The sequence below is a fragment of the Mesorhizobium sp. WSM4904 genome (assembly GCF_029674545.1).
GTDB lineage: Bacteria > Pseudomonadota > Alphaproteobacteria > Rhizobiales > Rhizobiaceae > Mesorhizobium.
This window is the reverse complement of sequence record NZ_CP121354.1, coordinates 4,421,010-4,446,085: the sequence shown is the minus strand read 5'-3', so window position 1 is coordinate 4,446,085 and position 25,076 is coordinate 4,421,010. Positions and strand designations below refer to the sequence as shown.

Annotated in this window: 26 protein-coding genes and 1 pseudogene; 8 read left to right on the top strand and 19 right to left on the bottom strand. The window is 63.9% G+C overall.

The features are described from left to right. Positions 1–50: 50 nt before the first annotated feature. Both QAZ47_RS21390 and QAZ47_RS21385 read right to left on the bottom strand, forming a co-directional pair. Positions 51–866, bottom strand: a complete 816-nt coding sequence (locus QAZ47_RS21390) for a DUF3658 domain-containing protein (RefSeq protein ID WP_278230633.1) — start codon at positions 864–866, stop codon at positions 51–53. A gap of 40 nt (positions 867–906) precedes the next feature. Beyond that, entirely contained in the window at positions 907–1,182 is a 276-nt protein-coding gene (locus QAZ47_RS21385; protein ID WP_278230632.1) for a hypothetical protein, read from the bottom strand. Positions 1,183–1,211: 29 nt separating this feature from the next. Between QAZ47_RS21385 and QAZ47_RS21380 the strand changes: the two genes are divergently transcribed. Then, the gene (locus tag QAZ47_RS21380; protein WP_278230631.1) at positions 1,212–2,123 is read left to right on the top strand and encodes an agmatinase; all 912 of its coding nucleotides are present in this window, start codon (positions 1,212–1,214) and stop codon (positions 2,121–2,123) included. 126 nt (positions 2,124–2,249) lie between these two features. Here QAZ47_RS21380 and QAZ47_RS21375 read toward each other — a convergent pair whose 3' ends face one another. Beyond that, entirely contained in the window at positions 2,250–2,501 is a 252-nt protein-coding gene (locus QAZ47_RS21375) for a DUF1127 domain-containing protein (RefSeq protein WP_278230630.1), read from the bottom strand. Between the two features lie 126 nt (positions 2,502–2,627). On the opposite strand from QAZ47_RS21375, the gene QAZ47_RS21370 reads away from it, so the two are divergent. Further along, complete coding sequence (locus QAZ47_RS21370; RefSeq protein WP_278230629.1) at positions 2,628–4,145, top strand: winged helix-turn-helix domain-containing protein; 1,518 nt, start codon at positions 2,628–2,630, stop codon at positions 4,143–4,145. A 24-nt stretch (positions 4,146–4,169) separates the two neighbouring features. On the opposite strand, the pseudogene QAZ47_RS21365 reads toward QAZ47_RS21370, so the two are convergent. After that, positions 4,170–4,559, bottom strand: a pseudogene (locus tag QAZ47_RS21365) (GFA family protein); the annotation flags it as partial. Between QAZ47_RS21365 and QAZ47_RS21360 the strand changes: the two are divergent. Further along, positions 4,558–5,190, top strand: coding sequence for a methyltransferase domain-containing protein (locus tag QAZ47_RS21360; RefSeq protein ID WP_278230628.1), 633 nt, complete (start codon positions 4,558–4,560; stop codon positions 5,188–5,190). The pseudogene QAZ47_RS21365 and the gene QAZ47_RS21360 overlap by 2 nt on opposite strands. A gap of 4 nt (positions 5,191–5,194) precedes the next feature. Here the strand turns inward: QAZ47_RS21360 and QAZ47_RS21355 are convergent, their stop codons facing one another. From QAZ47_RS21355 to QAZ47_RS21335, 5 genes are all read right to left on the bottom strand, one after another. Continuing rightward, positions 5,195–5,605: a hypothetical protein gene (locus QAZ47_RS21355; RefSeq protein ID WP_278230627.1), complete on the bottom strand. Its 411-nt coding sequence runs from the start codon at positions 5,603–5,605 to the stop codon at positions 5,195–5,197. Positions 5,606–5,608: 3 nt separating this feature from the next. Next, the gene (locus QAZ47_RS21350; RefSeq protein WP_278230626.1) at positions 5,609–6,490 is read right to left on the bottom strand and encodes an aldose 1-epimerase family protein; all 882 of its coding nucleotides are present in this window, start codon (positions 6,488–6,490) and stop codon (positions 5,609–5,611) included. A 183-nt stretch (positions 6,491–6,673) separates the two neighbouring features. Next, positions 6,674–7,390 (bottom strand): Bax inhibitor-1/YccA family protein, encoded by a 717-nt coding sequence (locus QAZ47_RS21345; protein ID WP_278230625.1) that lies wholly within the window; start codon positions 7,388–7,390, stop codon positions 6,674–6,676. Between the two features lie 32 nt (positions 7,391–7,422). Beyond that, entirely contained in the window at positions 7,423–8,196 is a 774-nt protein-coding gene (locus tag QAZ47_RS21340) for an anti-sigma factor (protein WP_278230624.1), read from the bottom strand. Continuing rightward, positions 8,193–8,714 (bottom strand): sigma-70 family RNA polymerase sigma factor, encoded by a 522-nt coding sequence (locus tag QAZ47_RS21335; RefSeq protein ID WP_278230623.1) that lies wholly within the window; start codon positions 8,712–8,714, stop codon positions 8,193–8,195. The genes QAZ47_RS21340 and QAZ47_RS21335 overlap by 4 nt, the downstream gene beginning before the upstream one ends. A gap of 170 nt (positions 8,715–8,884) precedes the next feature. On the opposite strand from QAZ47_RS21335, the gene QAZ47_RS21330 reads away from it, so the two are divergent. Further along, complete coding sequence (locus QAZ47_RS21330) at positions 8,885–10,069, top strand: amino acid aminotransferase (protein ID WP_278230622.1); 1,185 nt, start codon at positions 8,885–8,887, stop codon at positions 10,067–10,069. Positions 10,070–10,150: 81 nt separating this feature from the next. Further along, positions 10,151–10,975, top strand: a complete 825-nt coding sequence (gene mazG, locus QAZ47_RS21325) for a nucleoside triphosphate pyrophosphohydrolase (protein WP_278230621.1) — start codon at positions 10,151–10,153, stop codon at positions 10,973–10,975. A 57-nt stretch (positions 10,976–11,032) separates the two neighbouring features. On the opposite strand, the gene hflX is transcribed toward mazG, so the two are convergent. The 7 genes from hflX to QAZ47_RS21295 all read right to left on the bottom strand — a co-directional run bounded on the left by hflX (position 11,033) and on the right by QAZ47_RS21295 (position 18,389). Further along, positions 11,033–12,421 carry a GTPase HflX gene (gene hflX, locus QAZ47_RS21320; RefSeq protein WP_278230620.1) on the bottom strand — a complete coding sequence of 463 codons (1,389 nt, stop codon included), beginning with the start codon at positions 12,419–12,421 and terminating at the stop codon, positions 11,033–11,035. Next, positions 12,422–12,667: an RNA chaperone Hfq gene (gene hfq, locus QAZ47_RS21315; RefSeq protein ID WP_006202172.1), complete on the bottom strand. Its 246-nt coding sequence runs from the start codon at positions 12,665–12,667 to the stop codon at positions 12,422–12,424. 143 nt (positions 12,668–12,810) lie between these two features. Continuing rightward, positions 12,811–13,674: a D-amino-acid transaminase gene (locus QAZ47_RS21310; protein WP_278230619.1), complete on the bottom strand. Its 864-nt coding sequence runs from the start codon at positions 13,672–13,674 to the stop codon at positions 12,811–12,813. A gap of 82 nt (positions 13,675–13,756) precedes the next feature. Further along, positions 13,757–15,118, bottom strand: coding sequence for a sigma-54 dependent transcriptional regulator (locus QAZ47_RS21305; RefSeq protein ID WP_278202655.1), 1,362 nt, complete (start codon positions 15,116–15,118; stop codon positions 13,757–13,759). Then, entirely contained in the window at positions 15,108–17,399 is a 2,292-nt protein-coding gene (locus QAZ47_RS21300) for a PAS domain-containing sensor histidine kinase (RefSeq protein WP_278202654.1), read from the bottom strand. Before QAZ47_RS21300 ends, QAZ47_RS21305 begins: the two co-directional genes overlap by 11 nt. Before the next feature lie 169 nt (positions 17,400–17,568). Continuing rightward, the gene (locus QAZ47_RS32130) at positions 17,569–17,874 is read right to left on the bottom strand and encodes an AraC family transcriptional regulator (protein WP_347567155.1); all 306 of its coding nucleotides are present in this window, start codon (positions 17,872–17,874) and stop codon (positions 17,569–17,571) included. Then, complete coding sequence (locus QAZ47_RS21295) at positions 17,820–18,389, bottom strand: AraC family ligand binding domain-containing protein (RefSeq protein ID WP_347567154.1); 570 nt, start codon at positions 18,387–18,389, stop codon at positions 17,820–17,822. Before QAZ47_RS21295 ends, QAZ47_RS32130 begins: the two co-directional genes overlap by 55 nt. Positions 18,390–18,506: 117 nt before the next feature. On the opposite strand from QAZ47_RS21295, the gene QAZ47_RS21290 reads away from it, so the two are divergent. Beyond that, positions 18,507–19,397: an NAD-dependent epimerase/dehydratase family protein gene (locus tag QAZ47_RS21290; RefSeq protein WP_278207900.1), complete on the top strand. Its 891-nt coding sequence runs from the start codon at positions 18,507–18,509 to the stop codon at positions 19,395–19,397. Between the two features lie 190 nt (positions 19,398–19,587). On the opposite strand, the gene ntrC is transcribed toward QAZ47_RS21290, so the two are convergent. The 3 genes from ntrC to dusB are packed head-to-tail and all read right to left on the bottom strand — an operon-like array spanning position 19,588 to position 23,212. Further along, complete coding sequence (ntrC, locus tag QAZ47_RS21285; protein ID WP_278202652.1) at positions 19,588–21,048, bottom strand: nitrogen regulation protein NR(I); 1,461 nt, start codon at positions 21,046–21,048, stop codon at positions 19,588–19,590. Then, on the bottom strand, positions 21,045–22,187 hold the full coding sequence (locus QAZ47_RS21280; RefSeq protein WP_278202651.1) for a nitrogen regulation protein NR(II): 1,143 nt from the start codon (positions 22,185–22,187) through the stop codon (positions 21,045–21,047). The genes ntrC and QAZ47_RS21280 overlap by 4 nt, the downstream gene beginning before the upstream one ends. Then, positions 22,184–23,212, bottom strand: a complete 1,029-nt coding sequence (gene dusB / locus QAZ47_RS21275; RefSeq protein WP_278202650.1) for a tRNA dihydrouridine synthase DusB — start codon at positions 23,210–23,212, stop codon at positions 22,184–22,186. The genes QAZ47_RS21280 and dusB overlap by 4 nt, the downstream gene beginning before the upstream one ends. Positions 23,213–23,352: 140 nt before the next feature. Between dusB and QAZ47_RS21270 the strand changes: the two genes are divergently transcribed. Beyond that, the gene (locus QAZ47_RS21270; protein ID WP_278230618.1) at positions 23,353–24,582 is read left to right on the top strand and encodes a bifunctional 2-C-methyl-D-erythritol 4-phosphate cytidylyltransferase/2-C-methyl-D-erythritol 2,4-cyclodiphosphate synthase; all 1,230 of its coding nucleotides are present in this window, start codon (positions 23,353–23,355) and stop codon (positions 24,580–24,582) included. Continuing rightward, on the top strand, positions 24,579–25,076 hold the full coding sequence (locus QAZ47_RS21265; protein ID WP_278230617.1) for a CinA family protein: 498 nt from the start codon (positions 24,579–24,581) through the stop codon (positions 25,074–25,076). The genes QAZ47_RS21270 and QAZ47_RS21265 overlap by 4 nt, the downstream gene beginning before the upstream one ends.

Below are 25,076 nucleotides of genomic sequence, written 5' to 3'. Positions count from 1 at the left end.
TCTATCTTATGCGACTTTCTGATATGGCAACGGATGCCGATGGCGCGATGTCACACAGCCCTGCTCGCCAGCCGCACGGAGCTGTTGCGCATCCGCACGCCGTCACCCTCCATTTCAAACACGCCTTCATCCGCAAGCGCCCGGACCCGCGACCAGAGGACGAGATCGCCGCAGTAAGTGCCATCGTCCCAGAGTGCACCAAGGCAATTGGCGACGACGTAACTGCACTTGCGCCAATCATTTGTCACATGCGTCACGATGGCTTTGTCGAAATATGTGATCGGCGCTGACTGAAGACCGTGGTCGGAAACGACGCGAAAAGGTGCGTTCTCGGCACGAAGCCTTTTCCATAAGTCGCGATAAGCCTGCAACTCCTGTCCGGACAACGTCGTCTGACGTTCCAAGAGCCGTGTTCTGACAATGCTATGTGATGGCACAACCCCGAACGATATTGTCCGCCAGGATGTCGACTCCGAACGATCGGGAGCGAATTCGACCTCGGTTATGTCGACCACTCGGAACGGATGAGCGCCGACCCGGGAAACGAATTCCAGGAAACCGGCAAATTCCATTGCGTTTCGCCGGCATACCCATGCGACTGGGGCGATGCCCCTGCCCGTTGCCCGTTTCCAGAAAAGATCGGAACGTTGCTCGAGATCCTGCCAACTGTCGAACCCAAGCATGTCTTCCACCCATCGGGCCCGAATATCGAACGCTGGCGGGTCGACAGGTCCAAAGCTTAGGTCGTCCGGTAGGCCGACGATGACCTTTTCTTTGACACCCATGTCAGCCAATGCCTGCCTGAGGCTGCCTGCCGCCGACATGTTGAAGACCACGTGCACGACAGGTTTTTCAAGCTTTGTCATCTGCAAGCACCGTTGTTCAGTCCTGGGATCACTTCAGATTCTATGCGGCAGCGAAACCAGCTCTAGCATCCATCGTCGGCGTGTCGTTCATCCCGGGCACGTCGCCCCGAAAATCGCCGACATACTTCAGGCACTCGGCAAGTGCCGCCTTGTCCGAAGCGCGTAGTTTCTCCTCGGCCACCGCAGGCGACAAGATGGCAAGGAGCAACCCGTAAACCGCCAGCATCAGAAAGCTTTTTATCGCTGTAGCCCCACTGTGTTGCGCGAGATGCGAATTGTCGCAAAACTCCCGGCCGAAGCAACTGCGCTGCGCCAAGCTGCCGCAACAATGAAAGCATTCAGAAAATGACTGTCTCGCCTTCCTTTCTCGGCTTTCCCGACCGCCTCGCCGATGGCCGCGTGCCCCGTGCGGTGATCTTCGGAGCCGGTCACGGCAGCACCTATCCCGGCAAGGATAGCAGCGGCTATTGTCTCGCCGCCGATGCCATCCGCGCCGCCAGCCGGGACGACGCCCCTCTCCTGGAACACTGGGATTTCGATCTCGGCGGCCCGCTGTTCGACGGCAAGCCGGTCTGCTGCGTCGATGCCGGCGACATCTCGACCATCATGCATGACAATGCCGGCAACCGTGCGCGGATCGGGGCGAAGACGCGTGAGATCCTGGCGTTGCCGGCCGTGCCGATCCTGCTTGGCGGCGACGATTCCGTGGTCATCCCGTTCCTTGGCGGCTTTGTCGATCACGGGCCGGTCTGGATACTGCAGATCGACGCCCATATCGACTGGCGCGACGAGGTGTATGGCGAGCGCTACGGCTATTCGAGCCCGATGCGCCGGGCGAGCGAGATGCCGCATGTCGCAGGAATGGTCCAGGTCGGCCTGCGCAGCGTCGGCAGCGCACGCCTCGGCGAAATCGAAGCGGCGCGGCGCTATGGCAGCCGCTTCGTGACCGCCCGCGAGATACACGCCGAGGGCATCGAAGCGGCTCTCCGCCATATACCGGAAGGCGCGCGGGTCGTCGTTACCCTCGACTGCGACGGCCTCGATCCCTCCGTCATGCCCGGCGTTGCGGCGCGAACGCCCGGCGGCCTCACCTACACGCAGGCGATCGACCTGATCTCGGGCCTCGGCAAACGGGCCAGCATCGCGGGATTTGACCTTGTCGAGCTCTATCCTCCCGCTGACATCGACGGCCTGTCGGCGCTGACAGCCGCACGGCTTCTCGTCAACGTGATCGGCGCCGTCGTCCGGCAGGTTTGAAAACGAGCCTGATATGACGGCCACAGGGTTTCCTATTGTGGCCGTCTGGACGGCCGCATCGAGATGCAGGGGCAACCTCCCTGCCCTATACGGCAAGCGCAACGATGGTCCTTGTGGCATTCGCCTCTATCGTTGCCAGAAGGGCAGCTTGGCGATCTCTTCTTCGACCTGCCGTCGCGTCAAACCGATGTCGTCGATCAGATGCGGATTGTCCCTCGATATGCGCTTGAGTTCCCAGCGGAAGTGCGTCTGTTCGCGCCAACTCGCGATGGCGCTTCGCAGGGTCTCGAGACTGTAGCGCCGAGACGACGCGTCCGGCCTCGCGGCCTTGCGCGTGCACACCGCCTGATGCGGCGCCGAGGCAAAAATGTCGTTCATGGCAACCTCCTGATGGTTGAGTGCCCGGAGGCCTTCGACCTGAAAGAGGTTGAATTCTGCAGGATGCGAAACGCGTCGTAATTAAGCCCGTCCAAATAGTTCTCAAAACTTCCAAATCGGCTATAGATGCGGCGCATGCAGGGATCGCGCTTTGCCTTTGGTCCGTACGTACTTGATTCAGCCGCGGGAACGCTTCAGCGGAACGATATTCCCGTCTCCGCGGGCTATCGCGGGATAAAACTGCTTGCCGCGTTCGTCGAACGCCCTGGCGAAATCCTGACCAAGACCGAGTTGATGGATGCAGCTTGGCAAGGCACGGCCGTCGAGGAAGGCAACCTCACCGTCCAGATCGCGCAGCTCAGGAAACTGCTTGGTCCGGCAGCAGACGGCAGTGAATGGATCGCCACGGTTCCGCGCGTCGGCTACCGCTTCACAGGGGCCATCGAACAGCTCGGCGGCGCGGTGCGAAAGCCCTTGCCGCTGCCCGACAAGCCATCGATCGCCGTGCTGCCCTTCGTCAATCTCAGCAACGATCCCGAGCAGGATTCCTTCGCGGACGGGCTGGCGGAAGACCTCACCACCGACCTCTCCAGGATTTCCGGTCTTTTCGTCATCGCCCGCAATTCTGCCTTTGCCTACAAGGGAAAGGCGATGGACGTGCGCGATATCGCGCGGGAACTTGGCGTGCGCTACCTGCTCGAAGGCAGCGCAAGACGCGCGGCCGGGCGCGTGCGCATCAATGCCCAGCTGGTCGATGCCGCCAGCGGCGAACACCTGTGGGCGGAACGCTTCGATCGCAGCCTGGAAGATATCTTCACCGTCCAGGACGAAGTGACAGCCAAGATCGTGGAGGCATTGCTCGGCAGGCTGCGCGCCCCGCCGCCGCGCAACCGGCCCAAAAATCTCGAAGCCTATGATCTGTGCGTGCGGGCGCGAAAACTGATCGACGATTCGCCGCAAACGGCGCGGGAAGCGCATCTGATGCTGACGCGCGCGGTTTCGCTCGATCCGGACTATGCCGAGGCCCATCGCTGGCTTGCAATGAACCACTGGATGGGATGGGTGCACTGGGGCCAGCCTATCGAGCCCGCGCGCAGCATCGCTCTGGAACTGGCGCACAAAGCCGTGACGATCGATCCCAACGATGCCGGCTGCCGCTGGGTGCTCGCCAACCTGCTGGCCTATGAGCGCCGCTTCGACGAGGCGGACGCGGAGTTCGCGAAGGCGATCGAGCTAGACCCGAACGAAGCCGACACCTGGGCGACAATGTCCGACATCGAGGTGCTGGCCGGGCGGGTCGACGAAAGCCTAGAGCACATTCGCAAGGCGTTCCGGCTGAACCCGTTTCCGCCAAGCTGGTACTATCTGACGCTCGGCCAGGCGCAATATGCCGCCGGCGACTACGAAGGCGCCGTCGAGACGCTGCGCAGGGACGAAACGTACCGGACCAGCTCACGCCGTTTCCTGGCGGCAAGCCTGGCCCAGCTTGGCCGGCTCGACGAGGCGCGCGCGGAGGTCGACCTGTTCCTCGTCAGCAATCCGCATTTCAGTACCGGCTACTGGGTTGCAACGGAACCGTTCCGCGACGACGCAACGCTCGCCCATTTCGTCGACGGCTTCCGCAAGGCCGGTCTTCCGGAGTGAAGGCCGGCCAAATGGTGCGGCCGATTCCTCGACGCGGCTTTTGGCTTCACGATCGCGCTCGTACCGTTTCGTAACCGGAAATGGCGGCAGCCACGACTCTCGACGGATGATCCAGCTTTCATAGGTCGGCGTGAGCTGGTCTGGAGCATCCAGTGAGCCGAGATGCACTTCGATCTCGTCCGCGGTGCGGGCGAAAACGGACGAGCCGCAGCGCGGACAGAAAAACCGACCGGCATAGTCGCGCGTCTCGCCCTCGATCGTCACCGCGTCCTGAGGGAAGATCGCCGCGGCATAAAAAAGCGCGCCATGATGCTTGCGGCAGTCGAGACAGTGACAGATGCCGACCCGATACGGCCGACCCGACGCCACGATCCGGACGTTGCCGCACAGGCAGCCGCCCGTGAACCGGTCCATGTTGCGTCTCCTTCAAATCAGTCGGTCGGAACGTCTACAACGAACCGCGTCGAGCAGTCCACGAAAGCCGCGCCAGGCTCTTCCGCGTCGAGAATTCGACTTCACCTGCCAAACTGCCCGAGCCCTGCCCTACGAGCATTTCGCTCGGCGCCATCTCGCTTGCGTGCAGCACGAACCGAATTGCATAACTTATGCCATGGCAGTCGGAATCTCCGAGCGGATCTCCACTTTCGTCGAAGCCCTTCCGTTGAAACCGGGACTGCGGGTCCTGGAGATCGGATGCGGCCCCGGCGTTGCCGCTCGCGCTGTCGCTGGCCGTATCGGCGACGGCTTCATTCTGGCTATCGATCGCTCGGAAAAGGCAATTCGATTGGCGCGCGCGGGATCGGCAGATGGGATCGCTTCGGGCCGCCTTGAGTTCAGGCAGGCAGCGATCGAGGACTTCACATTGCTGCCAGGCGACACCCTCTTCGATATCGCCTTTGCCATGCGGGTCGGCGCGCTCGACGGGCGTCACCCCGAGACTGGCTGGGCGGCGCTGACCCGCATCAAGGCGGCCCTGAAGCCGCATGGCCGGTTCTTCATCGACGGCGGCGATCCATTGAAGGAGATCGATTTGTCCGTGGCGTAGCGCCCTAGAAAAACTCGTCGAGAAACGCCGCCGTCTCATCCGAGATACCGACAATCTTGTTCGTCGCCTGGCGGTAGAATTTGAAGTTCAGCTCGGTCTCGGGCCGACCGTCCTTCCAGTCCTTGAACCGCTTGAGCTCGTCTCGGCCCAATCGCCGCGCGGCCGATGCGGTGTGCCGGACCGAAATGCTGACGCGCGGCGTCTGGCGTTCGAGGTCGGGCCTTCGGGGGATGGCTTCGGAGAGTGTAACGACGCCGCGCGCGATAAGCCCCTGCCCGCCTTCGTTCTCGCTGGCGAACACGAAGATCGTGTCGCCTTCGGCGACATGCTTGCCGCCATACATGGTCTTCTGGGCGGCGAATGAGAACGTCTGAGCCCGCGGGTCCTTGACCTCGGCCTTGATCGCGAAGGCCATGCCTTACGGTTCCCGGCCGAGGACGATCTCGTAGGCCAGCGTGCGCTTCGCGCCTGGCTCGATCAGCATCACGCCCGGCTTGTCGACGAATTCGCCGTCGAAATCGACCGGGCTTGCAATGCCATGCCAGGGCTCGATGCACAGGAACGGCGCGCCGCCGGGCTTGGACCAGATGCCCAGCTCGTTGAACCCCTGCCAAGACATTTCGATCGCCGGCCCCCGCTCGGCGGCGTAACGCACGCTCGTGCTGGCCGGCCGGTCCAGAATGACGGCGTCGTCATCGAACAGCCGTTCGGAAAGCGCCAGCGCCTTGTCTTCGATGGGCGTTGGCTGCGGCGTCGGGAGCAAAAGCCCGTCTTTCAGGCGGCGGATCGGCGCGGGCTCATTGTCGGCAAAGGTCAGTCGATGGGCTTCCTTGGGCAGTTCCGGCAGCAGCGGCCAGTTGAAGGCCGGGTGAGCGCCGATCGAGGCCGGTAGCGGTTCGTCGCCTGTGTTTGTGATCTCGAACGTCACACCGAGCCGGCGGGGCGCGAGGTTGTAGCTTATCGCCAGCCGGAAGGCGAATGGGTAGTGGCCGCGGGTTTCAGCGTCGTCAGTCAGGACCAGCGTGCAGGAGGAAGGCCCCTGCTCCGCCCAGGCAAAGCGCCTGTCGCGAGCAAAACCGTGCTGCGTCATCGGATAGTTCTGGCCGCGATGACGCAGTTGATCGCCCTTCAATCGGCCGACGATCGGAAACAGGACCGGAGAATGGCGCCGCCAGGCAGGGCCTGCCTGCCACAGGAACTCCGTGCCGTCGGCATCGCGCAGGGAAACCAATTCCGCGCCCTGCCCGACGATAGTTGCCGAGATGCCGTCACCGCGAAGTGTCAGGCTGTCCTGTTCCATGCGACCTCGCGGCTGGCTCGTGTGCGGCTTGCAGGCTAGCAAAAGGCCCTGCGCGAACTCAAGAGCAAGCGGGTGGCGCCGCGTCTAACGGAAGGGCGATGGCGGTGCCCCAAAAAGAAGTTGTGGCCGGGGGGAACCTCCGGCCACAACTTTGTTCGAAATGTTTACCTGCTACGGTCCGGACTACTCACGCTCGCCGGTGAAATTCAGCAGCAGCTGGAAGATGTTGATGAAGTTCAGATAGAGCGAGAAGGCGCCGAAGACGGCGAGCTTCTGCTGCGATTCCGCGTCGAAATTCTCGGCATACTGCTCCTTGATCGTCTGTGTGTCCCAGGCGGTCAGACCGATGAAGACGGCGATGCCGATCACCGAGATGGCGAACTGCAGCGCGGTCGAGCCGAGGAACAGGTTGACGAGGCTTGCGATCACCACGCCGATCAGGCCCATGATCAGGAAGGACGAGAACTGCGTCAGGTCGCGTCTGGTCGTGTAGCCATAGAGGCTGGTGGCGCCGAACATCGTCGCGGCGATGAAGAAGGTGCGCGCGATGCTGGTACCGGTGAAGACCAGGAATACCGAGGCGAGCGACAGGCCCATCACGGCGCAGAAGGCCCAGAACATCGCCTGCGCGCCAGCCGCCGACATCGTCTGCATCTTGAACGAGAAGATCATGACGAAGGCGAGCGGCGCCAGCATCACCACCCATTTCAGCGGGCTGGAGAAGATCGGCACATAGAGCGCCGGCGTCGAGGCCACGGCGAAAGCGACGAGGCCGGTGACGACGAGGCCAAGGCCCATATAGTTGTAGACGCGCAGCATGTGGCGGCGCAGGCCCTCGTCATAGACAGCACCGGCCTGGACGCCGGTGCCCATTCGATAGCCGAGATTAGGGCTGTTCATTCGGGTTCTCCTTGGTTGGATCGGCTGTGGGTTCAGTAGAGCGTCCGGGCCAGCCTTTCGGCGGCGCGATCGAGATCGCCCGCATCGCCGCGTCCGACCACGGCGTAAGCAACCTCGCCGATCTGGAAATAGGCGGACGAGATGTCGCCCGAGGGCGCGACGGTCGGCTTCACCACGTCGAAGGTGCCGGGCCTGATCGCGAACAGCGACACCAGCCCAAGATCCTTCGTTTCGACAGCCATCTCAACGCTCGGCCCGAACCGCGACGGATAGATCTGGACATCGCGGATCTTCCAATCATCGGGCAGTGAAGGCATGACGATCGCGGTCGCGGCGCGGATTTCGTCGGCATTGTAGCTGGGCGCTTCCGCCTGCGACGGCATCGTCTCGCGCACCAGCGTCGTCCGGTGTGCGCTCACCGCTTCTTCGACATAGGCGGGCGGCTGCGTCGAGGCGACGACCTTGGTGACGGCGATCGGCCCGAAGACCCCATTCGCGAGCCACCCTGCCGCCACCAGCACAGCCGCCGCCGCGGCCCGCTGCAGCACGGAAAAGACGCGCCCCCTGGCAAGCGCCCTCTCCAGCCGCCGCGCCGCTTCGGTCGTCGCCGGGCGTGCGGTTGCGCCTGGCCCGGCCAGCGCGACACGCAGTTCATCGCGCGTTCTGAGATCGGACATCACGCGCGCTGCCACTTCCGGGCGTGCTGAAAGAAAGGCTTCCACCTCGATGCGGCGGGCGACGTCGAGCTGATCGTCGACATAGGCGTCGAGATCGGCATCGGTCACGAGATCGACGATAGCGGTCATGACTCACCCCCAACGATCCTCAAATGGTTTTTGCCGCGTGCCGAAGCGCTGTCTTCCATTTCGCGCAGAGCCGCACGAGCACGGCCGATCCGCGACATCAGGGTTCCAAGCGGCACGCCGCTGACCTCGGCGGCCTCTGCGTAGCTCAGCCCTTCGATGGCCACGAGATGCAGGGCTGAGCGCTGCTCTTCCGGCAAAGCCAGGAAGGCGTTCCTCACCTGCGAAAGGCGCACCGAATGGTCCTGGGGCGCGGCCACGCTTTGATCGGCGAGACGGCCGGCCTGCTTGATGCGCGCTGCTTCCGACCGGCGCGCGCGCATGCGGTCGATGAAGATGTTGTGCACGATCGCGAGCAGCCAGGCGCGCAGGTTGCCGCCGGAACGGAAAGTGCCGCGCCGCTCATAGGCGCGCACCAGCGCGTCGTGGACCAGATCCTCGGCATCGGCGCTGTCTCGCGTCAGCGAGCGCGCATAGCGCCGCAGCGAGCCCAACTGCCCGACAATATCGAAGCGTGCCATCGACCGTTTCATGCCCCTGTTTACGGAGCAAGTGGGGATTTTAATCCCTGCTCGCCGTATCTTTTGCGATCCGACGGGTCTGGCCTGCCTAAGCGAGCGGGCATCCGAGGAAACCGCTGGCGCGATACGCTCGATTTGCGTATCAATCCGCCGCCATTGGAGCCTGATCGATGTTCGAAACCTTGCAGCCCGCGCCCGCCGACAAGATCCTTGCCTTGATCGGCCTCTATCGCGCCGATACGCGCCCCGGCAAAGTCGACCTTGGCGTCGGCGTCTATAAGGACCGCGACGGCAGGACGCCGGTGATGCACGCCGTGCGCGAGGCCGAGAAGCGGCTGCTCGCGAGCCAGGACACCAAAACCTATCTCGGCCTTGCCGGCGATACCGGCTTCAACGCCGCGATGATCAAGCTTGCCTTCGGCGACAAAGCCGACCTTTCGCGCATCCGCGCCGCGCAGGCGCCGGGCGGGTCAGGCGCGCTCCGGCTGGTGGCCGAGCTTCTGCAGCGGACCCGTCCCGGCGCGACGGTGTGGCTCTCCGACCCGACGTGGCCGAACCACCCGCCGGTGATGCGTGCGGCCGGCCTGCAGGTGCGCGACTATCCCTATTTCGACGCCGCTTCCGGCGCCGTTCGCTTCGACGACATGCTGGCGGCGCTCAAGACCGCCAGTAGCGGCGATGTCGTGCTGCTGCACGGCTGCTGCCACAACCCGACCGGCGCCAACCTCGATGCCGCCCAGTGGGCCAAGGTCGCCGACGTCCTGCTGGAGCGCGGCCTGCTGCCCTTCGTCGACATCGCTTATCAGGGCTTTGGCGAGGGCCTCGATTCCGATGCAGCCGGGCTGCGGCTGCTTGCCGGCAAGGTTCCAGAGATGGTGGTCGCCTCGAGCTGCTCGAAGAACTTTGCCGTCTACCGCGACCGCGTCGGCGCCGCGATGATCATGGCCAAGGACGGCGCGCAGGCGGACGTGGCGATGAGCCAGATGCTGGCGGCGGCGCGCGCGCTCTATTCGATGCCGCCGGACCATGGCGCGGCAGCGGTGCGCATGGTGCTCGAAGACGCCGCCCTGAGGAAGGATTGGGAGACGGAGCTCGAAGAGATGCGGCTGCGCATGCTGAGACTTCGCGTCGCCTTCGCCGAGGCGTTGCGCCGGCAGTCCAATTCCGACCGCTTCGATTTCGTCGCCAGCCATCGCGGCATGTTTTCCCGCCTCGGGCTGACGGAAGCCCAAGTCGAGCGCCTGCGCACCGAGCACGCCGTCTACATGGTGGGCGACAGCCGCATCAACGTGGCCGGCCTGCCGGAAGACGGCATGGATGACCTCGCCAAGGCGATCGTCTCGGTGCTCGACTGAGAGCCGCGCGGCTGTGGACAATAGGCTTTTGCCAGCCGGCGGGATTGGTCGCCCGCCGCTGCGCGCGCTAGGGTTTGTCGCATGAAACCCTCGAAAGACATCTCCCGGCTGATCGAGATCATGGCGGCGCTGAGAGCGCCAAAGACCGGCTGCCCGTGGGACATCGAGCAGAATTTCTCCACCATAGCGCCCTACACGATCGAGGAAGCCTATGAAGTTGCCGACGCCATCGCGCGGGGCGATTTGGACGATCTGCGCGAGGAACTGGGCGACCTTCTGCTGCAGGTCGTCTACCATGCGCAGATGGCGCAAGAGGCCGGCGAATTCGCCTTCGGCGACGTCGTCGAGGCCATCACCACCAAGATGATCCGCCGCCACCCGCATGTCTTCGGCGACGAGAAGGCGCGCAGCGCCGGCATGGCCAAGGGCATGTGGGAGAAGATCAAGGCGGCGGAGAAGGCCGACAAGCGCAATGCCCGCATCGCGCGCGGCCTCGATCCGGAAGATCACGGCAAGGGCTATCTCGACAGCGTGCCGGTTGCGCTCCCTGCCCTAACCCGCGCCCTGAAGCTGCAGGAGAAGGCCGCTCGCGTCGGCTTCGACTGGAGCGAGGCAGCTCCCATCCTCGACAAGATAGAGGAAGAGATCGGCGAATTGCGCGAGGCGCTTGCCAAGGGCGACGCTGCGCCGATCAAGGACGAGTTCGGCGATATGCTGTTTGCCATCGTCAATCTCGGTCGTCACCTCAAGCTCGATCCCGAAGCCTCGCTCGGCGGCACCAATGAGAAATTCCGCTCGCGCTTCCATTATGTGGAGCAGGCTCTGGAGGCTTCCGGCCGTTCGCTGGAGAAAGCGACGCTGGACGAGATGGAAGCGCTTTGGCAGCAGGCCAAAAGCGAAAGATAAGTTTACGCAATTCCGGACGGAAAACCGCTACACACTTTTCCCGCAATTGCTCCGTCGTCAGCCGCTATTCTTGCGGTGCAGCCTGCTCTCGATTTCCTGCCTTGCGCTATGCGTCGCCGTCAGCGAGATGGTGACGCTGCCGTCCTCATTGTCGCTCCGCGAAACGACGTCGCCGTTGCGGTAGAGCCAGTCGACCTGGCCGAGCTCGGCGGGGCTCAACGTCACCGTCATGGTTTCCAACTCGCCCGACACCCTGGTCTCGATGAGCGCCTTCAGCGCGTCGATCCCCTCGCCGGTCGCTGCCGATATCGCGATCGGCGGCGCCTTGCCGCCGGCGCTCTCGGCCAGCAGACGCTCGCGATTGCCTTCGTCGAGCAGGTCGATCTTGTTCCACACCTCGATGACGCGATCTGTGTCGGCCGCATCGACGCCGAGATCGCCGAGAATGCGCTCGACGTCCTCGGCCTGGGCGACAGTGTCGGGGTCGGAAATGTCGCGCAGATGCAGCACCAGGTCGGCCTCGACGACCTCTTCCAGCGTCGCCCGGAAGGCCGCGACCAGATGCGTCGGCAGGTCCGAGATGAAGCCGACCGTATCCGACAGGATGATCGGCGTGCCGTGCGGCAGCCTTACGCGGCGCAATGTCGGATCGAGCGTGGCGAACAGCACGTCCTCGGCCAGCACCCCTGCTCCGGTCAGCCGGTTGAACAGCGTCGATTTTCCGGCATTGGTGTAGCCGACGATCGCCACAACCGGAAATGGCACTTTCTTGCGCTTGGCGCGATGGAGGTCGCGCGTGCGCCGAACCGTTTCCAGCTCGTGCTTCAGCTTGGTGATCTTGTCCTGCAGGATGCGCCGGTCCGACTCGATCTGCGTTTCGCCGGGACCGCCGAGGAAACCCGCGCCGCCGCGCTGCCGCTCGAGGTGGGTCCAGCTGCGCACAAGCCGGCCCTTCTGGTAGTTGAGATGCGCCAACTCGACCTGGAGGGTGCCTTCCTTGGTCCGGGCACGCTCGCCGAAGATCTCGAGAATCAGGCCGGTGCGGTCGAGCACCTTGGCGTTCAGCTCCTTCTCGAGATTGCGCTGCTGCACCGGCGTCAGCGGATGGTCGACGATGACCAGCTCCGCCTTGCGCTCCTTCACGATGTCGGCGAACTCCGCCACCTTGCCGCTGCCGAGCAGCGTTGCCGGGCGCGGATCGGCGACCGTCACCACCGCCGTGTGGACCGGATTGAGATCGATGGCGCTGGCGAGCCCGACCGCCTCGTCGTGGCGGGCGTCCGCCGAGCGACTCAGGCGCGGACGGCTCGAATCGTCGTCGCCGCGCGGCTGGCGCGTAAGCACCGGCACAATGACAACCGCCCGGGTCGGATCCTTGGCTTCCGGCCCGAGCTGGTGTCCTTGTTTCCCGCGAACGCTGCGGTCCGCGTCCTTCTCACGTGCCAATCAGGCGCCCTGGCTTTCCTCGCCATCGAACATCTGAACCGGCTGGCTCGGCATGATCGTGGAAATGGCGTGCTTGTAGACGAGCTGGGAATGCCCGTCGCGCCGCAACAACACACAGAAATTGTCGAACGAAGTGACGACGCCGGTCAGCTTCACACCGTTGATGAGGAAGATGGTAAGTGGATTTTTGCTCTTGCGAACTGAATTCAGGAACAGGTCCTGAAGGTTTTGCGATCGTTCCGCCATTGTTTTTGTCTTTCGCCGATCCCCTTCGGTCTGCGGGCCAATGCGCCAAATTACGCGGCAACTGTCAAGCGCGCAAACCCCCTCTTGCCGCCTAAACGACAAGCAGAACGAGATAGTTGAGGTTCATTCCACCTTTGCGGTTATCAGGCTGGACTTTTTTCCGCAATGTCAAAAAAAGCCTGCCGCAACGAAAGTGTCATGGAACCGGGGTGGCCGTTTGCGATCGGCGCGCCGTCGATTTCGACCACCGGCATGGCGATCGTGGTCGCGGAACTGATGAAAGCCTCGCGCGCCGCCTTGGCCTCGGCGACCGAAAAACCGCGTTCTTCGATCTTCAAACCGAGCTTGGCGGCGACGTCGAACAGCGTCGTGCGCGTGATGCCGCGCAGGATGCCGTGCTCGGCCGGCCGCGTCACCAGAACGCCGTCCCTGGTGATGATCCATGCGTTGGACGAACCACCTTCCTTGACTGTGCCGTCCGCGTCGACGAACCAAGCCTCCTGGGCGCCGGCCTCCTTGGCCTTCTGCTTGGCGAGCACATTGGGCAAGAGGCCGGTGCTCTTGATGTCGACGCGATCCCAGCGATTCTCGGGCACGGTGATGACCTTGATGCCGGTTTCCACCCGCTTGGCCGCCGCGGCGGGATCGGCCTTTCTGGCGGTTATCACCAGCGACGACTTGGTGTCGGCCGATGGGAAAAAGAATTCGCGGCTGGCGACGCCGCGCGTCACCTGGACATAGACCAGGCCGGTGACGACGCGGTTGCGGCGCACGACCTCGCGCAATAGCATCGGCAGCACGCCCTCCGAGACGGGCCAAGCGATCGACAATTCCTTCAACGAGCGCTTGAGCCGGGCAAGATGGCGCGGCATGTCGACTATATAGCCGCGCGCCACCTCGCAGACCTCGTAGACGCCGTCGGCGAACTGGTAGCCGCGATCCTCGATATGGACGCTGGCTTCAGCATGGGCGACGTAGCGCCCGTTGACATAGGCAATGCGCGGCATGGAGCACCTCGGGGAAATGTCCGGCTTTTCTTAGGCGATTCCGCCGCGGCCGCAATGTACAATCGGGTGGGCCAAGTTACAGCTACACGCCCAGCGACTTCAGCTTGCGGTGCAAGGCCGAGCGCTCCATGCCGATGAACTCGGCCGTCTTCGAGATGTTGCCGCCGAAGCGGTTGATCTGGGCGATCAGATAGTCCTTCTCGAACTGCTCGCGCGCCTCGCGCAGCGGCAGCGCCATGATGTGCTGGTCCGACTGGTTCGGCGTGCGCGGCATGACGTCGCCGATCTCCGAGGGCAGAAGGTCGGCGGTGATCGGCGCATCGACGTCGCCGCCACGCGCCAGGATCATCAGCCGCTCGACATTGTTGCGGAGCTGGCGGACGTTGCCCGGCCAGTTGTGCGCCTGCAGCACGGCCAAAGCGTCGTCGCCGATGCGGCGTGGCCTGATGCCGGCCTGGCGCGCGATCTGCTTCATGAAATTGTCTACGAGGTACGGAATGTCCTCGCGCCGCTCGGCCAGGCCCGGCACCATGACCGGAACGACCGCCAAGCGATGATAGAGGTCCTCGCGGAAGCGGCCGTCGGCGATCATCGCCTCCAGGTTTTGCGAGGTCGAGGAGATGATGCGGACATCGACCTTGACCCGCTTGGTGCCGCCTACCCGCTCGAACTGCTGCTCGACCAGCACACGCAGGATCTTGTTCTGCGTCTCGCGCGGCATGTCGGCCACCTCATCGATGTAGAGGATGCCGCGATGCGCCTCCTCCAGCGCGCCGACCTTGCGCTCGGTGCCGTTCGATTCGGTGCCGAACAGCTCGACCTCCATGCGTTCCGGCGTGATGGTGGCGGCGCTCAGCGTCACGAACGGCCCCGTCTTGCGCGCCGACAGCGCGTGGATGGCGCGCGCCGTCAGTTCCTTGCCGGAGCCGGACGGGCCGACGATCATGATGCGGCTGTTGGTCGGCGCGACGCGCTCTATGGTCTGCCGCAACTGGCTCATCGCCGACGACATGCCGATCAGGTCGAAGGTTTCGCCGCTGCGCAGCTTGAGGTCGGAGACCTCGCGTCGCAACTTGGACGTTTCCAGCGCGCGTTCGGCAACCAGGATGAGACGGTCGGCCTTGAACGGCTTCTCGATGAAGTCATAGGCGCCGCGCCGGATGGCCGAGACCGCCGTTTCGATGTTGCCGTGGCCGGAGATCATCACCACCGGCATGTTCGGATGCATCGTCTTGATCTCGTCGAGCAGCGCCAGGCCGTCGAGACGCGAGCCCTGCAGCCAGATATCGAGGAAAATCAGCCGCGGGGCGCGATCGGCAATTGCTGCAAGCGCGCTGTCGGCATCGTGTGCCGTGCGGGTTTCGTGACCTTCGTCGCTCAGGATACCGGCGACGAGCTCGCGGATGTCTTCCTCGTCATCGACGATGAGAATATCAGACGCCATTACCGACCTTTTCAGTTTCTCGTTCGTGTTGGTTGCGGCCTTCGCCGCGTGGCGGCGCGGCAACGACCGCCGCCGGCGGCAGGATGATCGAGATCATCGCGCCCCGGCCGCCGTGGAAATCCGGCGGCGCGTCGTGCAGCTCGAGCCGGCCGCCATGGTCCTCCACGATCTTCTTGACGATAGCGAGGCCAAGGCCAGTGCCTTTTTCGCGCGTCGTCATGTAGGGCTCGAGCAACCTCTGCCGATTCTCGCGCGGCAGCCCTCTGCCGTTGTCGATAACGTCGATTCTTATGGCGCCATCTTGGCGCCCGGCTTGAATCCGGATTGTGCCGTCGGAACGATCTATCGCATCAAGTCCGTCAATGGCCTCGGCGGCATTCTTGATGACGTTGCCGAAGGCCTGCGCCATCAGACGGCTGTCGAAGGTGCCCTTGAGCGGCTCGTTGCCGAAATCGCGCTGGAAAGCAATGTCGGAGCGGCTGACTTCCACCAGGAATGACGCCTCACGCAACGACTCGCGCAGATCGATGACTTTCATCTCCGGTTTCGGCATGCGGGCAAAGGCCGAGAATTCGTCGACCATGCGGCCGATGTCCTCGACCTGGCGGATGATGGTATCGGTGCACTGATCGAAGACCTCGCGGTCCTCGGTGATGACCTTGCCGTAGCGGCGCCTGATGCGCTCGGCCGACAGCTGGATCGGCGTCAACGGATTCTTGATCTCATGTGCAATGCGCCGCGCGACGTCCGCCCAGGCCGACGAGCGCTGCGCCTGGACCAGATCGGTGATGTCGTCGACAGTGACCACATAGGATTTTTCTTCCGCGCCCTCGTCGTCCGCCTCGACTGTGATCTGGACATTGAAGGTCCGTTCCATGCCGGTGCGGAAGAAGGTCACCTGCTCGCGATAGACCGGCTTGCCGGACTGGCGCCCGATCTCGAAGACGCGGCCGACATGCGGCAGGATAGCCGAGAGGTTCTGCCCGAGCGCCGCGCTCGCAGAGATCGCCAGCATGGTCTCGGCGGAGCGGTTGACGATGGTAATGATGCCGTAAGAGTCGACACCGATAACGCCGGCGGTGACCCCGGCAAGCACGGCTTCGGAGAAGCGCCGCCGCTCGTCGATCAGATCCTTGGCGGAAAGAAGCTCGTTTCGCTGCGACTTGAGCTCGAGGATCATGTTGTTGAAGGTTTCGCCGAGCGAGGCGACGTCGCCGTCGGATTGGCGCACGGGGACGGCGACGTCGAGATTGCCGGTCGCCACCTCGTCGGCCGCACCGATCAACTGGCGGATCGGCCGCACCAGCCGGTCGGCGACCGCAATGCCGGTCCAGATCGCCGATAAGATGATGATCAGCGTCAGCGACAGATAGGGCAGCGCGAAGGCCACCTGGGAGGTGCGGCGGTTGTCCTCGAGGTTGCGGTATTCGTCGGTGTTGGATTTGACGATTTGGCGCGCACGGATCACTTCGGGGTCGACCAGGCGGATCGTATAGAGGTAAAGACCCTCGATCTCGCGCAGCTTGACGATGGCGCCCATGATGTTGCGGGTGCGCGGCTCGATCAGCACCGGCTTGCCGTCGGCGGCCGTGCCGACAGCGCCTGGCGGCGGCTCCGGCATGGCGAAATCGGCATCGGTCTTGGCGCTCATCACGAACGAGCCGTCGGGCTTGATCAGCGCCGCATGCGCCAGCCCGCGGCCGACAGCTTCCTTGTTCATGAGGTCGAGGAACCCGGTGCGGTCGAGACCATAGAGCGTGCGCGAAGCGTCGAGATCATAGGCCATCGACAGCGTCGTGCCCTGCAAGTTGCGCGCATTTTCCTGGACGTAGGCGTCCGCGATCGACAGCGACGAATTGACGATGGTCTTGGTGCGGATCTCGAACCAGCGGTCGAGGCCGATGTCGAGCGTGATCGAGGCGATGATCGCCACCATGATCGCCGGAATGGCGGCGACCAGCGCGAACATGGCAACGATGCGCACATGCAGCCGCGAGGCGGCCCTGCCGTGCCGCCGTGCCATGACGATGCGACGCACCTCGCGGGCGACCAGCGCGATCAAGAACAGCACGAAGACGGCATTGAGCGCGATCAGCGCCCAGGTCGTGTTGGCGTTGGGTGCGATCGGCGTCGCACCGACCAGAATGGCAAACGAGATCGCTGCCGTGATCATTGCGCCTACGATCGCGACCACGCCAGGCAGCGCCAGCAGCCGGCGGCCGTCGCGAACGTCGGCCCGGCTGAAAACCGGTTGGTTCAGTGTTGGAGCCTCAGCAGCCATGTCGCCGTCTAGAGTCGGTCATTGCGTCGGATGTATGCAACGCATTGTGGCGATTATGCAACAAGTGTGGCCAGGACGGAAATCTTTCCCCGGCTCACTCACGTAAAAGGGACCATGCCGGTGATCCACTGCCGCCGAACGAGGCGGCCCGGCGATGCGATGGCTCGCGTCACTGCTTCGGTCGCGTCCGTCGCAAGCTGCGCGGCGTTTGCCCGATCTCGCGGCGCATCCAATGCGCCAGGTGCGACTGATGCGCGAAGCCCGTCAGATAGGCCACCTCGCTGGTGCTGAGGTCACTTCCAAGAATCAGGGAGCGGGCACGCTCAACCCGGCGCCGCAGCACATAGCGGTGAAGAGTCATGCCGGTCGCCGCTTTGAACCAGGTCCTGAGATGCGAGCTGCTGGCGCTGGCGATGCGGCTCAGCGTATCGATCGTGAGCGGTTCGGAAAGATGTGCCTCGACATAGTCCAGCATGCGTTTGAACTGCGCATCCGACAGCCGAACCGTTCGATCCGTCTCCAATCGTCGAGACTAATCAGCCGGACCGCAAGCGCGATGCCGACACTTTCGGCGAACAGAGCCCCACCTGCCGAGCCTGCGTTTTGGTCGGTTTCCAGTGCCCGGACGAGGTATTCGATACGTTCGTCCCGAAGCAGGTGCCGCATGTCGAAACGACGCGCCCTTGCACTGCCCTCAATCTCCGACGCCACACCCTCGAGCATGGCGGGCGGCAGGCGAACCTCCCTCGTCTCGAATGAGGTTTCAGCCTCGAACCCGCCCTCCTGTCCCGCGGGTACGAAATCAATGTCACCAGCTCGCCGTAAGAAATATCGCCCGGCGTCATTGCAATAGGTGCGCGTCGTCGCGCTGGCATGGATCATGATGCGGTGATGATCGGCCCGCGGCAGTCGATAGGTGCCTGCTTCAACATGCCGGAAAGCGATTGATATGCCAGCCGAGGCCCGGGCCGAAGCGAACTGCGGATCCATGTGAAACGAGCCTCAAAATCATGGCAGAACCTGTTCAACATTTGGCGGTTCCTGCGCGATTTTCAATGCCGAAGCCCTTTAGACCTGCGCCTCGTTTGCCAACGCAAAGAGGTTCATATGAGTTACTATGTTGTCGTCGGAGCAGGCCCGGTCGGGCGTGAGACGGCTCGCCTGCTCGGTGAGCAAGGACATGACGTCATCCTGACAAGCAGGAGTGTCGGCGATATCGACTTGCCCGGCGTGCGCGCGAGGCAGGCGGACGCTACCGATGCCGCCGAACTTTCACGCATCAGCCGAGGTGCGGATGCCATCTTCATGTGTGCCATGGCGCCTTACCACCGGTGGCCGACCGACTTCTTTCCGATCGTCGACGGCACGGTGCGCGCGGCGGAGGCCGTCGACGCGAAGGTCATCCTGCTCGGAAACCTCTACGGCTACGGCGGAAACGCCGACAGTCCCCTTCGCTCGGACCTGCCTCTCGACCCGACATCGAGGAAGGGGACTGTTCGGACGATAATGTGGCAGCGTGTATCTCGCGCCAACGTGCCGGCTATCGAGGTGCGTTCCAGCGATTATCTGGGGCACGGCGCGGTCACCTACTTCTCGCTTCTCGCGCTGCCATCCATCGTTGAAGGAAAGCCTGTCGCCTTCTTGGGAGACCTCGACGCCGATCATGCCTGGGCTTTCATCAAGGACGTCGCCCGGACGCTCGTCGCGTCAGCCTCCTACACGGGTGAATGGGGTCGAGCCTTCCATGTCCCGTCGCAATACGCTTCGCCCCGCGATCTTATCCGCAGAACCGCGACGATGCTCGGAAGGGAGGTTGCGCCAATGCGTTGCTATTCCATCGCCGAGATGGAAGCCTTGGGCATGCATGAGCTCGCGGAAATGAAATATCTCTTCGATCGCCCGCTGCTGGTCGATGCTTCCGATACCGAGCGTCTCCTCGGCGTGAAGGCCAGCAGCCTTGACGTGATGATCGCGGACACTATCAGAGACCATCTCTGAACCAATTATATGAAGTGGAAACAAAGCGTTCCACCCGTCTGCTGACGGGTGGAACAAAGAGGCGGCCGGCAAAGAATGGCCGGCATCGAAAGCGCGTCGCGATCTTTCAGATTCGCTCCCGCGCTTTTAGGTTTTTGATTTTACGCATGTCTTTGCCCCGAAACCGGTTCCCACTTTCGGGAGACATGCTTTAGATCTGCCTTGAGGCCTTGTAGACGTTGACGCCGAGCTCGCGGATCTTCTTGCGCAGCGTGTTGCGGTTGAGGCCCAAAAGCTCGGCCGCCTTGATCTGGTTGCCGCGCGTGGCCGTCATCGAGGCCAGGACCAGCGGATATTCGACCTCGGCGAGGATGCGCTGGTAGAGCCCGGACGGCGGCAGATCGCCTGCAAAAGACGCAAAATAACGCTGCAGGAAATGCTCGACCGCCTGTCCGATCGACAGATCATCGGGGATCAGCGCGCCGCCGTCCGGCACGACAGGCCTCTCGCCGGTCTTGAGCTCGGCCTCGATGATCTCGGCCGAAATCTCGTCCTGCGAATAGAGCGCGGCGAGCCGGCGCACCAGGTTTTCCAGCTCGCGCACGTTGCCGGGCCAGGGGTAGCGTTTCATCAGCTCGATGCCGCCCGCGGAAATGCGCTTGGTCTGCAGGCCTTCGCTGGCGCCCTGCTTGAAGAAGTGGCGCACCAGGTCCGGAATATCCTCGGAGCGCTCGCGCAACGCCGGCAGCCGCAGCGGCACGACGTTCAGGCGATAGAACAGGTCCTCGCGGAACAGGCCCTGGTTGATCAGCGTCCTCAGGTCCTTGTTGGTGGCAGCGACGATGCGCACGTCTGTCTTGATCGGCGTGCGGCCGCCGACGGTGGTATATTCGCCCTGCTGCAGCACGCGCAGCAGGCGCGTCTGCGCTTCCATCGGCATGTCGCCGATCTCGTCGAGGAACAGCGTGCCGCCTTCGGCCTGCTCGAAGCGGCCGGTGGAGCGGTTCTGGGCGCCGGTGAAGGCGCCTTTCTCATGGCCGAACAGCTCCGATTCGATCAGGTCGCGCGGGATCGCGGCCATGTTGATCGCCACGAACGGCCCGCCGCGCCGGCGGCCATATTCATGCAGCGCTCGCGCCACCAGCTCCTTGCCGGTTCCGGACTCGCCCGAAATCATCACCGTCAGGTCGGTCTGCATCATGCGTGCCAGCATGCGGTAGATGTCCTGCATGGCGGCAGAGCGGCCGACCAGCGGCATCGTCTCCGGCTGCTCGTCGGCACGCGAGTCGAGCTTCGGCCGCTTCGGCTCGGCCAGCGCCCGGTTGACGATGTTGAGCAACTCGGTGAGGTCGAAGGGCTTCGGCAGATATTCGTAGGCGCCGGTCTCGGAAGCGCGGATGGCGGTCATGAAGGTGTTCTGCGCGCTCATCACGATGACGGGCAGTTCCGGCCGCGCCTTCTTGATGCGCGGCAGCATGTCGAAGGCGTTTTCGTCCGGCATCACCACATCGGTGATAACGAGATCGCCCTCGCCGGCCGCCACCCAGCGCCACAGCGTCGAGGCGTTCGAGGTCACGCGCACCTCGTGGCCGACGCGCGACAGCGCCTGGTTGAGCACGGTGCGAATGGCCGCATCGTCGTCGGCGACGAGAATATTGCCGCGAACGGTCATTTGCGGTCTCCTTCTGCTTCGTCGCCGGCGCCGGGCGTTGTCTCCTTCCAGGCCGGCATCAGGACGCGGAAGGTGGTTCCGCGCTGCGTCGAATCGCATTCGATGATGCCGCCGTGCTCGCCGACGATCTTTGCGACCAGCGCCAGGCCAAGGCCCGAGCCGTTTGGCTTGGTGGTGATGAACGGATCGAAGAGGATCGGCAGGATGTCCTCGGAAACGCCGGGGCCATTGTCATGCACGCAGAATTCCAGCGGCAGCGAAACACGGTCCTGCGTTCCCGGAACGGAAACGCGGATTCCGGGCCGGAAGGCCGTCGACAGCACGATCTCGCCCTGCGGATCGGCGCCGATCGCCTCGGCTGCGTTTTTCACCAGGTTGAGGAACACCTGGATCAGCTGATCGCGGTTGGCATAGACAGGAGGAAGCGACGGATCATATTCCTCCAAGATCTTGATACGCTTGGCAAAACCGTTCTTGGCGATCGCCTTCACATGATCCAGCACGACATGGATGTTGACCGGATAGCGCTCGATCGGCCGCTCGTCGGAAAACACTTCCATACGGTCCACCAGCGAGACGATGCGGTCGGTCTCGTCGGTGATCAGCCGGGTCAGCGCGCGGTCCTCGTCGGAGGCCGACAGTTCGAGCAGTTGCGCCGCGCCGCGGATGCCGGAAAGCGGGTTCTTGATCTCGTGCGCCAGCATGGCCGCCAGGCCGGTGACCGAGCGCGCGGCGCCGCGATGCGTCATCTGGCGGTCGATCTTGTCGGCCATCGACCGCTCCTGGAACATCACGACGACCGAGCCTGGGAATTCCGGCACCGGTGCGACATAAAGGTCGACCATCTTCTCGATGCCAAGGCGCGGCGATGAGACGTCGACGCGATACTCGTTGACCGGCGCGTGGCGCTCGCGCACCTGGTCGACCAGCGTCAGCAACGGGCTGCCGAACGGCACCAGCTTGGACAAGGTGTTGCGCGCGAGCATGGTCGCGCTGGAGCGGAAGAAGTCCTCGGCATCCGCGTTGGCGAAAGTAATGAAGCCGTCGGCGTCGACCATGATCACCGGGCGGCGGATAGTGTTCAGCACGATGTTTGCGGCATCCTCCATGCCGGCCGCCTGTGGGACACTCGCCTTCATGCCGCGCTCCGCATCTCAGTCGACATGCCAATGTCGGCAAGGGCCTGGCGCAATCCACGGATGACTTCGGCCGGCTCGAAAGAGGTCAGAATACGCTTCCGCTGCTCCGCCGAAACGCCGGTGGCGTGGCGATCCAGATACCAGCCGAGATGCTTGCGCGCCTGACGCAGCCCGCTTTCCACTCCGTAGAGCGAGAGCATGTCCTCGTAGTGTGCAACGGCGTAATCGGCGAGCGCGTCCGGCGTTGCGGGAATGCCTGGCGCAGACATACCAACGGCGGCCGCAGCTATGCTGCCAGCGATCCACGGCGCGCCGTAGTGGGCGCGGCCGACCATCACCGCGTCAGCGCCGGATTGTTCGAGGATTGCCGCCGCTTCCTCCGGTGAGCCGACATCGCCATTGGCGACCACCGGGATCGAGACCGCCTGCTTGACGCGCGCGATGGCGCGCCAGTCGGCCTTGCCCTGATAGAACTGGCAGCGCGTGCGGCCATGCACCGTCACCATCCTCACGCCGGCCTGTTCTGCCCGTCGCGCCAGCATCGGCGCATTGAGCGCGTCCTCGTCCCAGCCGAGCCGCATCTTGACCGTCACCGGCACGGAAACGGCGCCGACCACCGCCTCGATCAGCGACAGCGCGTGGTCGAGATCGCGCATCAGCGCCGAGCCGGCATAGCCGCCCGTCACCTTCTTTGCCGGGCAGCCCATGTTGATGTCGATGATGTCGGCGCCCTCGCCTGCCGCTATGCGCGCGCCTTCGGCCATGTGCGCGGTCTCGCGGCCAGCAAGCTGCACCATATGGACGGGCAGCCCGGAATGGCGGATGCGCAGGCCGCAGCCCGTCCTGCCCTTGGCCAGTTCGCCGCTCGCCACCATTTCCGAGACGACCAAGCCTGCGCCGTGCGCATGGGCGCGCTGGCGGAACGGCTCGTCGGTAATGCCCGACATCGGCGCGAGGAACACGCGGTTGCGTATCTTCACGCCGCCGACATCGAGCGGCGAAGCCAATGTGGTCAATTCAGGCATGCACAAAAACCAAGCATGTTCGATTGCTGCACATTCTCTAGCCAGATGCAAGCCGTTGTGCAACGCGCAATGACGTCACATTAAGGCGCATTTTGGAAAATGCTGGCTTTCAGCCTTCGCCCCGACTAGGAGCGGTTGACATGACCAACGCAAGTGAAATTCCGGCAACAGAAGCGAACGAAAAGGTCGGCGTGGTCATCGTCGCCGCCGGGCGAGGCGCGCGCGCCGGGCAGGCCGACGGGCCGAAGCAGTACCAGCGCATCGGCGGTCGCGCCGTCATCGCGCACACGCTGGAAGGATTCCTGTCGCATCCCGATGTCGGGCCAGTGGTCGTGGCGATCCATGCCGACGACCGCGAACTGTTCGAGCGCGCGGCCGGAGCCAATGCCGGGCGCGTCGTCGCGGTCACCGGCGGTCCATCCCGCCAGGCTTCCGTTCGGCTCGGGCTGCTGGCGCTCAGGGAGCAGGCGCCGTCGAAGGTGCTGGTGCATGACGCGGTGCGCCCGTTCGTCGATGCCGGGCTTATCGACCGCACCATCGCGGCGATCGGCGAGCGCCAGGGTGCGCTGCCCGCGCTGCCCGTCGCCGACACGCTCAAGCGGGAATCCGCCGCAGGCATGATCGAGGAGACCGTGCCGAGGGCAGGCCTTCATGCCGCCCAGACGCCGCAAGGCTTTCCGTTCTGGCCGCTGCTGGCCGCGCATGAGAAGGCGCATCGCCTCGGCAAGACCGAGTTCACCGACGATGCGGCTATCGCCGAATGGGCGCATATTCCGGTCAAGATCGTCACCGGCTCGCCGGACAATGTGAAGCTCACCTGGGCAAGGGATATCGCGATGGCCGACCAGCGGCTTTCCAGCGCGCTGCCGCGCTTTCCGGACATCCGCACCGGAAATGGCTACGACGTGCATGCCTTCGAAGCCGGTGACCACGTCACGTTGTGCGGCGTCGCCATTCCCTACGATCGAAAACTCTCCGGCCATTCGGACGCCGATGTCGGGCTTCACGCGCTTACCGATGCGCTGCTTGCCACTTGCGGCGCCGGCGACATCGGCACGCATTTCCCGCCGTCGGACCCGCGATGGAAGGGTGTCGCCTCGAAGATCTTCGTCGAGCATGCGGCGAAGCTGGTGCGCGAGCGGGGCGGGCGCATCGCCAATGCCGACGTCACGCTGATCTGCGAGGCGCCGCGTGTCGGGCCGCACCGCGCGGCAATGACGGCGGCGCTCGCGGCGATGCTCGGCATTGCTCCGGAGAGGATTTCGATCAAAGCGACGACGAACGAAAAGCTCGGCTTTGTCGGACGAGGCGAAGGCATTGCGGCCATTGCCACCGCCAGCGTCGTCTATCCGGGAGATGTGCCGGCATGAGCAATGCCGAACTCGCCAACGCCCTCCTCCAGGCCTGCCAGCAACGGGGCATCATGCTGGCGACGGCCGAAAGCTGCACCGGCGGCATGATCATTGCCGCCCTGACCGACATCGCCGGCTCCTCAGCCGTGGTCGACCGCGGCTTCATCACCTATTCCAACGAAGCCAAGATGGAGATGCTGGACGTCTCCGCCACCACACTCGAAGCCCATGGCGCCGTTTCGCGCGAGACCGTGCTCGAAATGGCAGCGGGGGCGCTGACGCATTCGCGCGCGAGCCTGTCCCTTGCCGTCACCGGCATTGCCGGCCCGAGCGGCGGCTCGGCGGAAAAGCCGGTAGGTCTCGTCTGGTTCGGGGTGGCACTTGCCGGCCAGCCGGTCATCGCCGAGCAGCAGCTCTTCGGCCGTAAGGGCCGCGAATTCATCCGCCACGAGACGGTGCGTCATGCGCTGCAACTCGGACTTCGCGCGCTTGGTGAAGATCAAACCAGGTAA

Bases quoted from the DNA above. Each gene is read 5' to 3' on its own strand.
- QAZ47_RS21310 (WP_278230619.1), bottom strand. From the start codon at position 13,674: ATGCCGCGCATTGCCTATGTCAACGGGCGCTACGTCGCCCATGCTGAA.
- QAZ47_RS21295 (WP_347567154.1), bottom strand. From the start codon at position 18,389: ATGGATCCGCAGTTCGCTTCGGCCCGGGCCTCGGCTGGCATATCAATC.
- QAZ47_RS21370 (WP_278230629.1), top strand. From the start codon at position 2,628: ATGCGGCGCATGCAGGGATCGCGCTTTGCCTTTGGTCCGTACGTACTT.
- dusB (WP_278202650.1), bottom strand. From the start codon at position 23,212: ATGCCTGAATTGACCACATTGGCTTCGCCGCTCGATGTCGGCGGCGTG.
- QAZ47_RS21380 (WP_278230631.1), top strand. From the start codon at position 1,212: ATGACTGTCTCGCCTTCCTTTCTCGGCTTTCCCGACCGCCTCGCCGAT.
- QAZ47_RS21375 (WP_278230630.1), bottom strand. From the start codon at position 2,501: ATGAACGACATTTTTGCCTCGGCGCCGCATCAGGCGGTGTGCACGCGC.
- QAZ47_RS21270 (WP_278230618.1), top strand. From the start codon at position 23,353: ATGACCAACGCAAGTGAAATTCCGGCAACAGAAGCGAACGAAAAGGTC.
- QAZ47_RS21290 (WP_278207900.1), top strand. From the start codon at position 18,507: ATGAGTTACTATGTTGTCGTCGGAGCAGGCCCGGTCGGGCGTGAGACG.
- QAZ47_RS21305 (WP_278202655.1), bottom strand. From the start codon at position 15,118: ATGGCGTCTGATATTCTCATCGTCGATGACGAGGAAGACATCCGCGAG.
- hfq (WP_006202172.1), bottom strand. From the start codon at position 12,667: ATGGCGGAACGATCGCAAAACCTTCAGGACCTGTTCCTGAATTCAGTT.
- mazG (WP_278230621.1), top strand. From the start codon at position 10,151: ATGAAACCCTCGAAAGACATCTCCCGGCTGATCGAGATCATGGCGGCG.
- QAZ47_RS21360 (WP_278230628.1), top strand. From the start codon at position 4,558: ATGTTGCGTCTCCTTCAAATCAGTCGGTCGGAACGTCTACAACGAACC.
- QAZ47_RS21350 (WP_278230626.1), bottom strand. From the start codon at position 6,490: ATGGAACAGGACAGCCTGACACTTCGCGGTGACGGCATCTCGGCAACT.
- QAZ47_RS21265 (WP_278230617.1), top strand. From the start codon at position 24,579: ATGAGCAATGCCGAACTCGCCAACGCCCTCCTCCAGGCCTGCCAGCAA.
- QAZ47_RS21345 (WP_278230625.1), bottom strand. From the start codon at position 7,390: ATGAACAGCCCTAATCTCGGCTATCGAATGGGCACCGGCGTCCAGGCC.
- QAZ47_RS21335 (WP_278230623.1), bottom strand. From the start codon at position 8,714: ATGGCACGCTTCGATATTGTCGGGCAGTTGGGCTCGCTGCGGCGCTAT.
- QAZ47_RS21390 (WP_278230633.1), bottom strand. From the start codon at position 866: ATGACAAAGCTTGAAAAACCTGTCGTGCACGTGGTCTTCAACATGTCG.
- QAZ47_RS21355 (WP_278230627.1), bottom strand. From the start codon at position 5,605: ATGGCCTTCGCGATCAAGGCCGAGGTCAAGGACCCGCGGGCTCAGACG.
- ntrC (WP_278202652.1), bottom strand. From the start codon at position 21,048: ATGACCGTTCGCGGCAATATTCTCGTCGCCGACGACGATGCGGCCATT.
- QAZ47_RS32130 (WP_347567155.1), bottom strand. From the start codon at position 17,874: ATGCTGGACTATGTCGAGGCACATCTTTCCGAACCGCTCACGATCGAT.
- QAZ47_RS21330 (WP_278230622.1), top strand. From the start codon at position 8,885: ATGTTCGAAACCTTGCAGCCCGCGCCCGCCGACAAGATCCTTGCCTTG.
- QAZ47_RS21300 (WP_278202654.1), bottom strand. From the start codon at position 17,399: ATGGCTGCTGAGGCTCCAACACTGAACCAACCGGTTTTCAGCCGGGCC.
- QAZ47_RS21280 (WP_278202651.1), bottom strand. From the start codon at position 22,187: ATGAAGGCGAGTGTCCCACAGGCGGCCGGCATGGAGGATGCCGCAAAC.
- QAZ47_RS21340 (WP_278230624.1), bottom strand. From the start codon at position 8,196: ATGACCGCTATCGTCGATCTCGTGACCGATGCCGATCTCGACGCCTAT.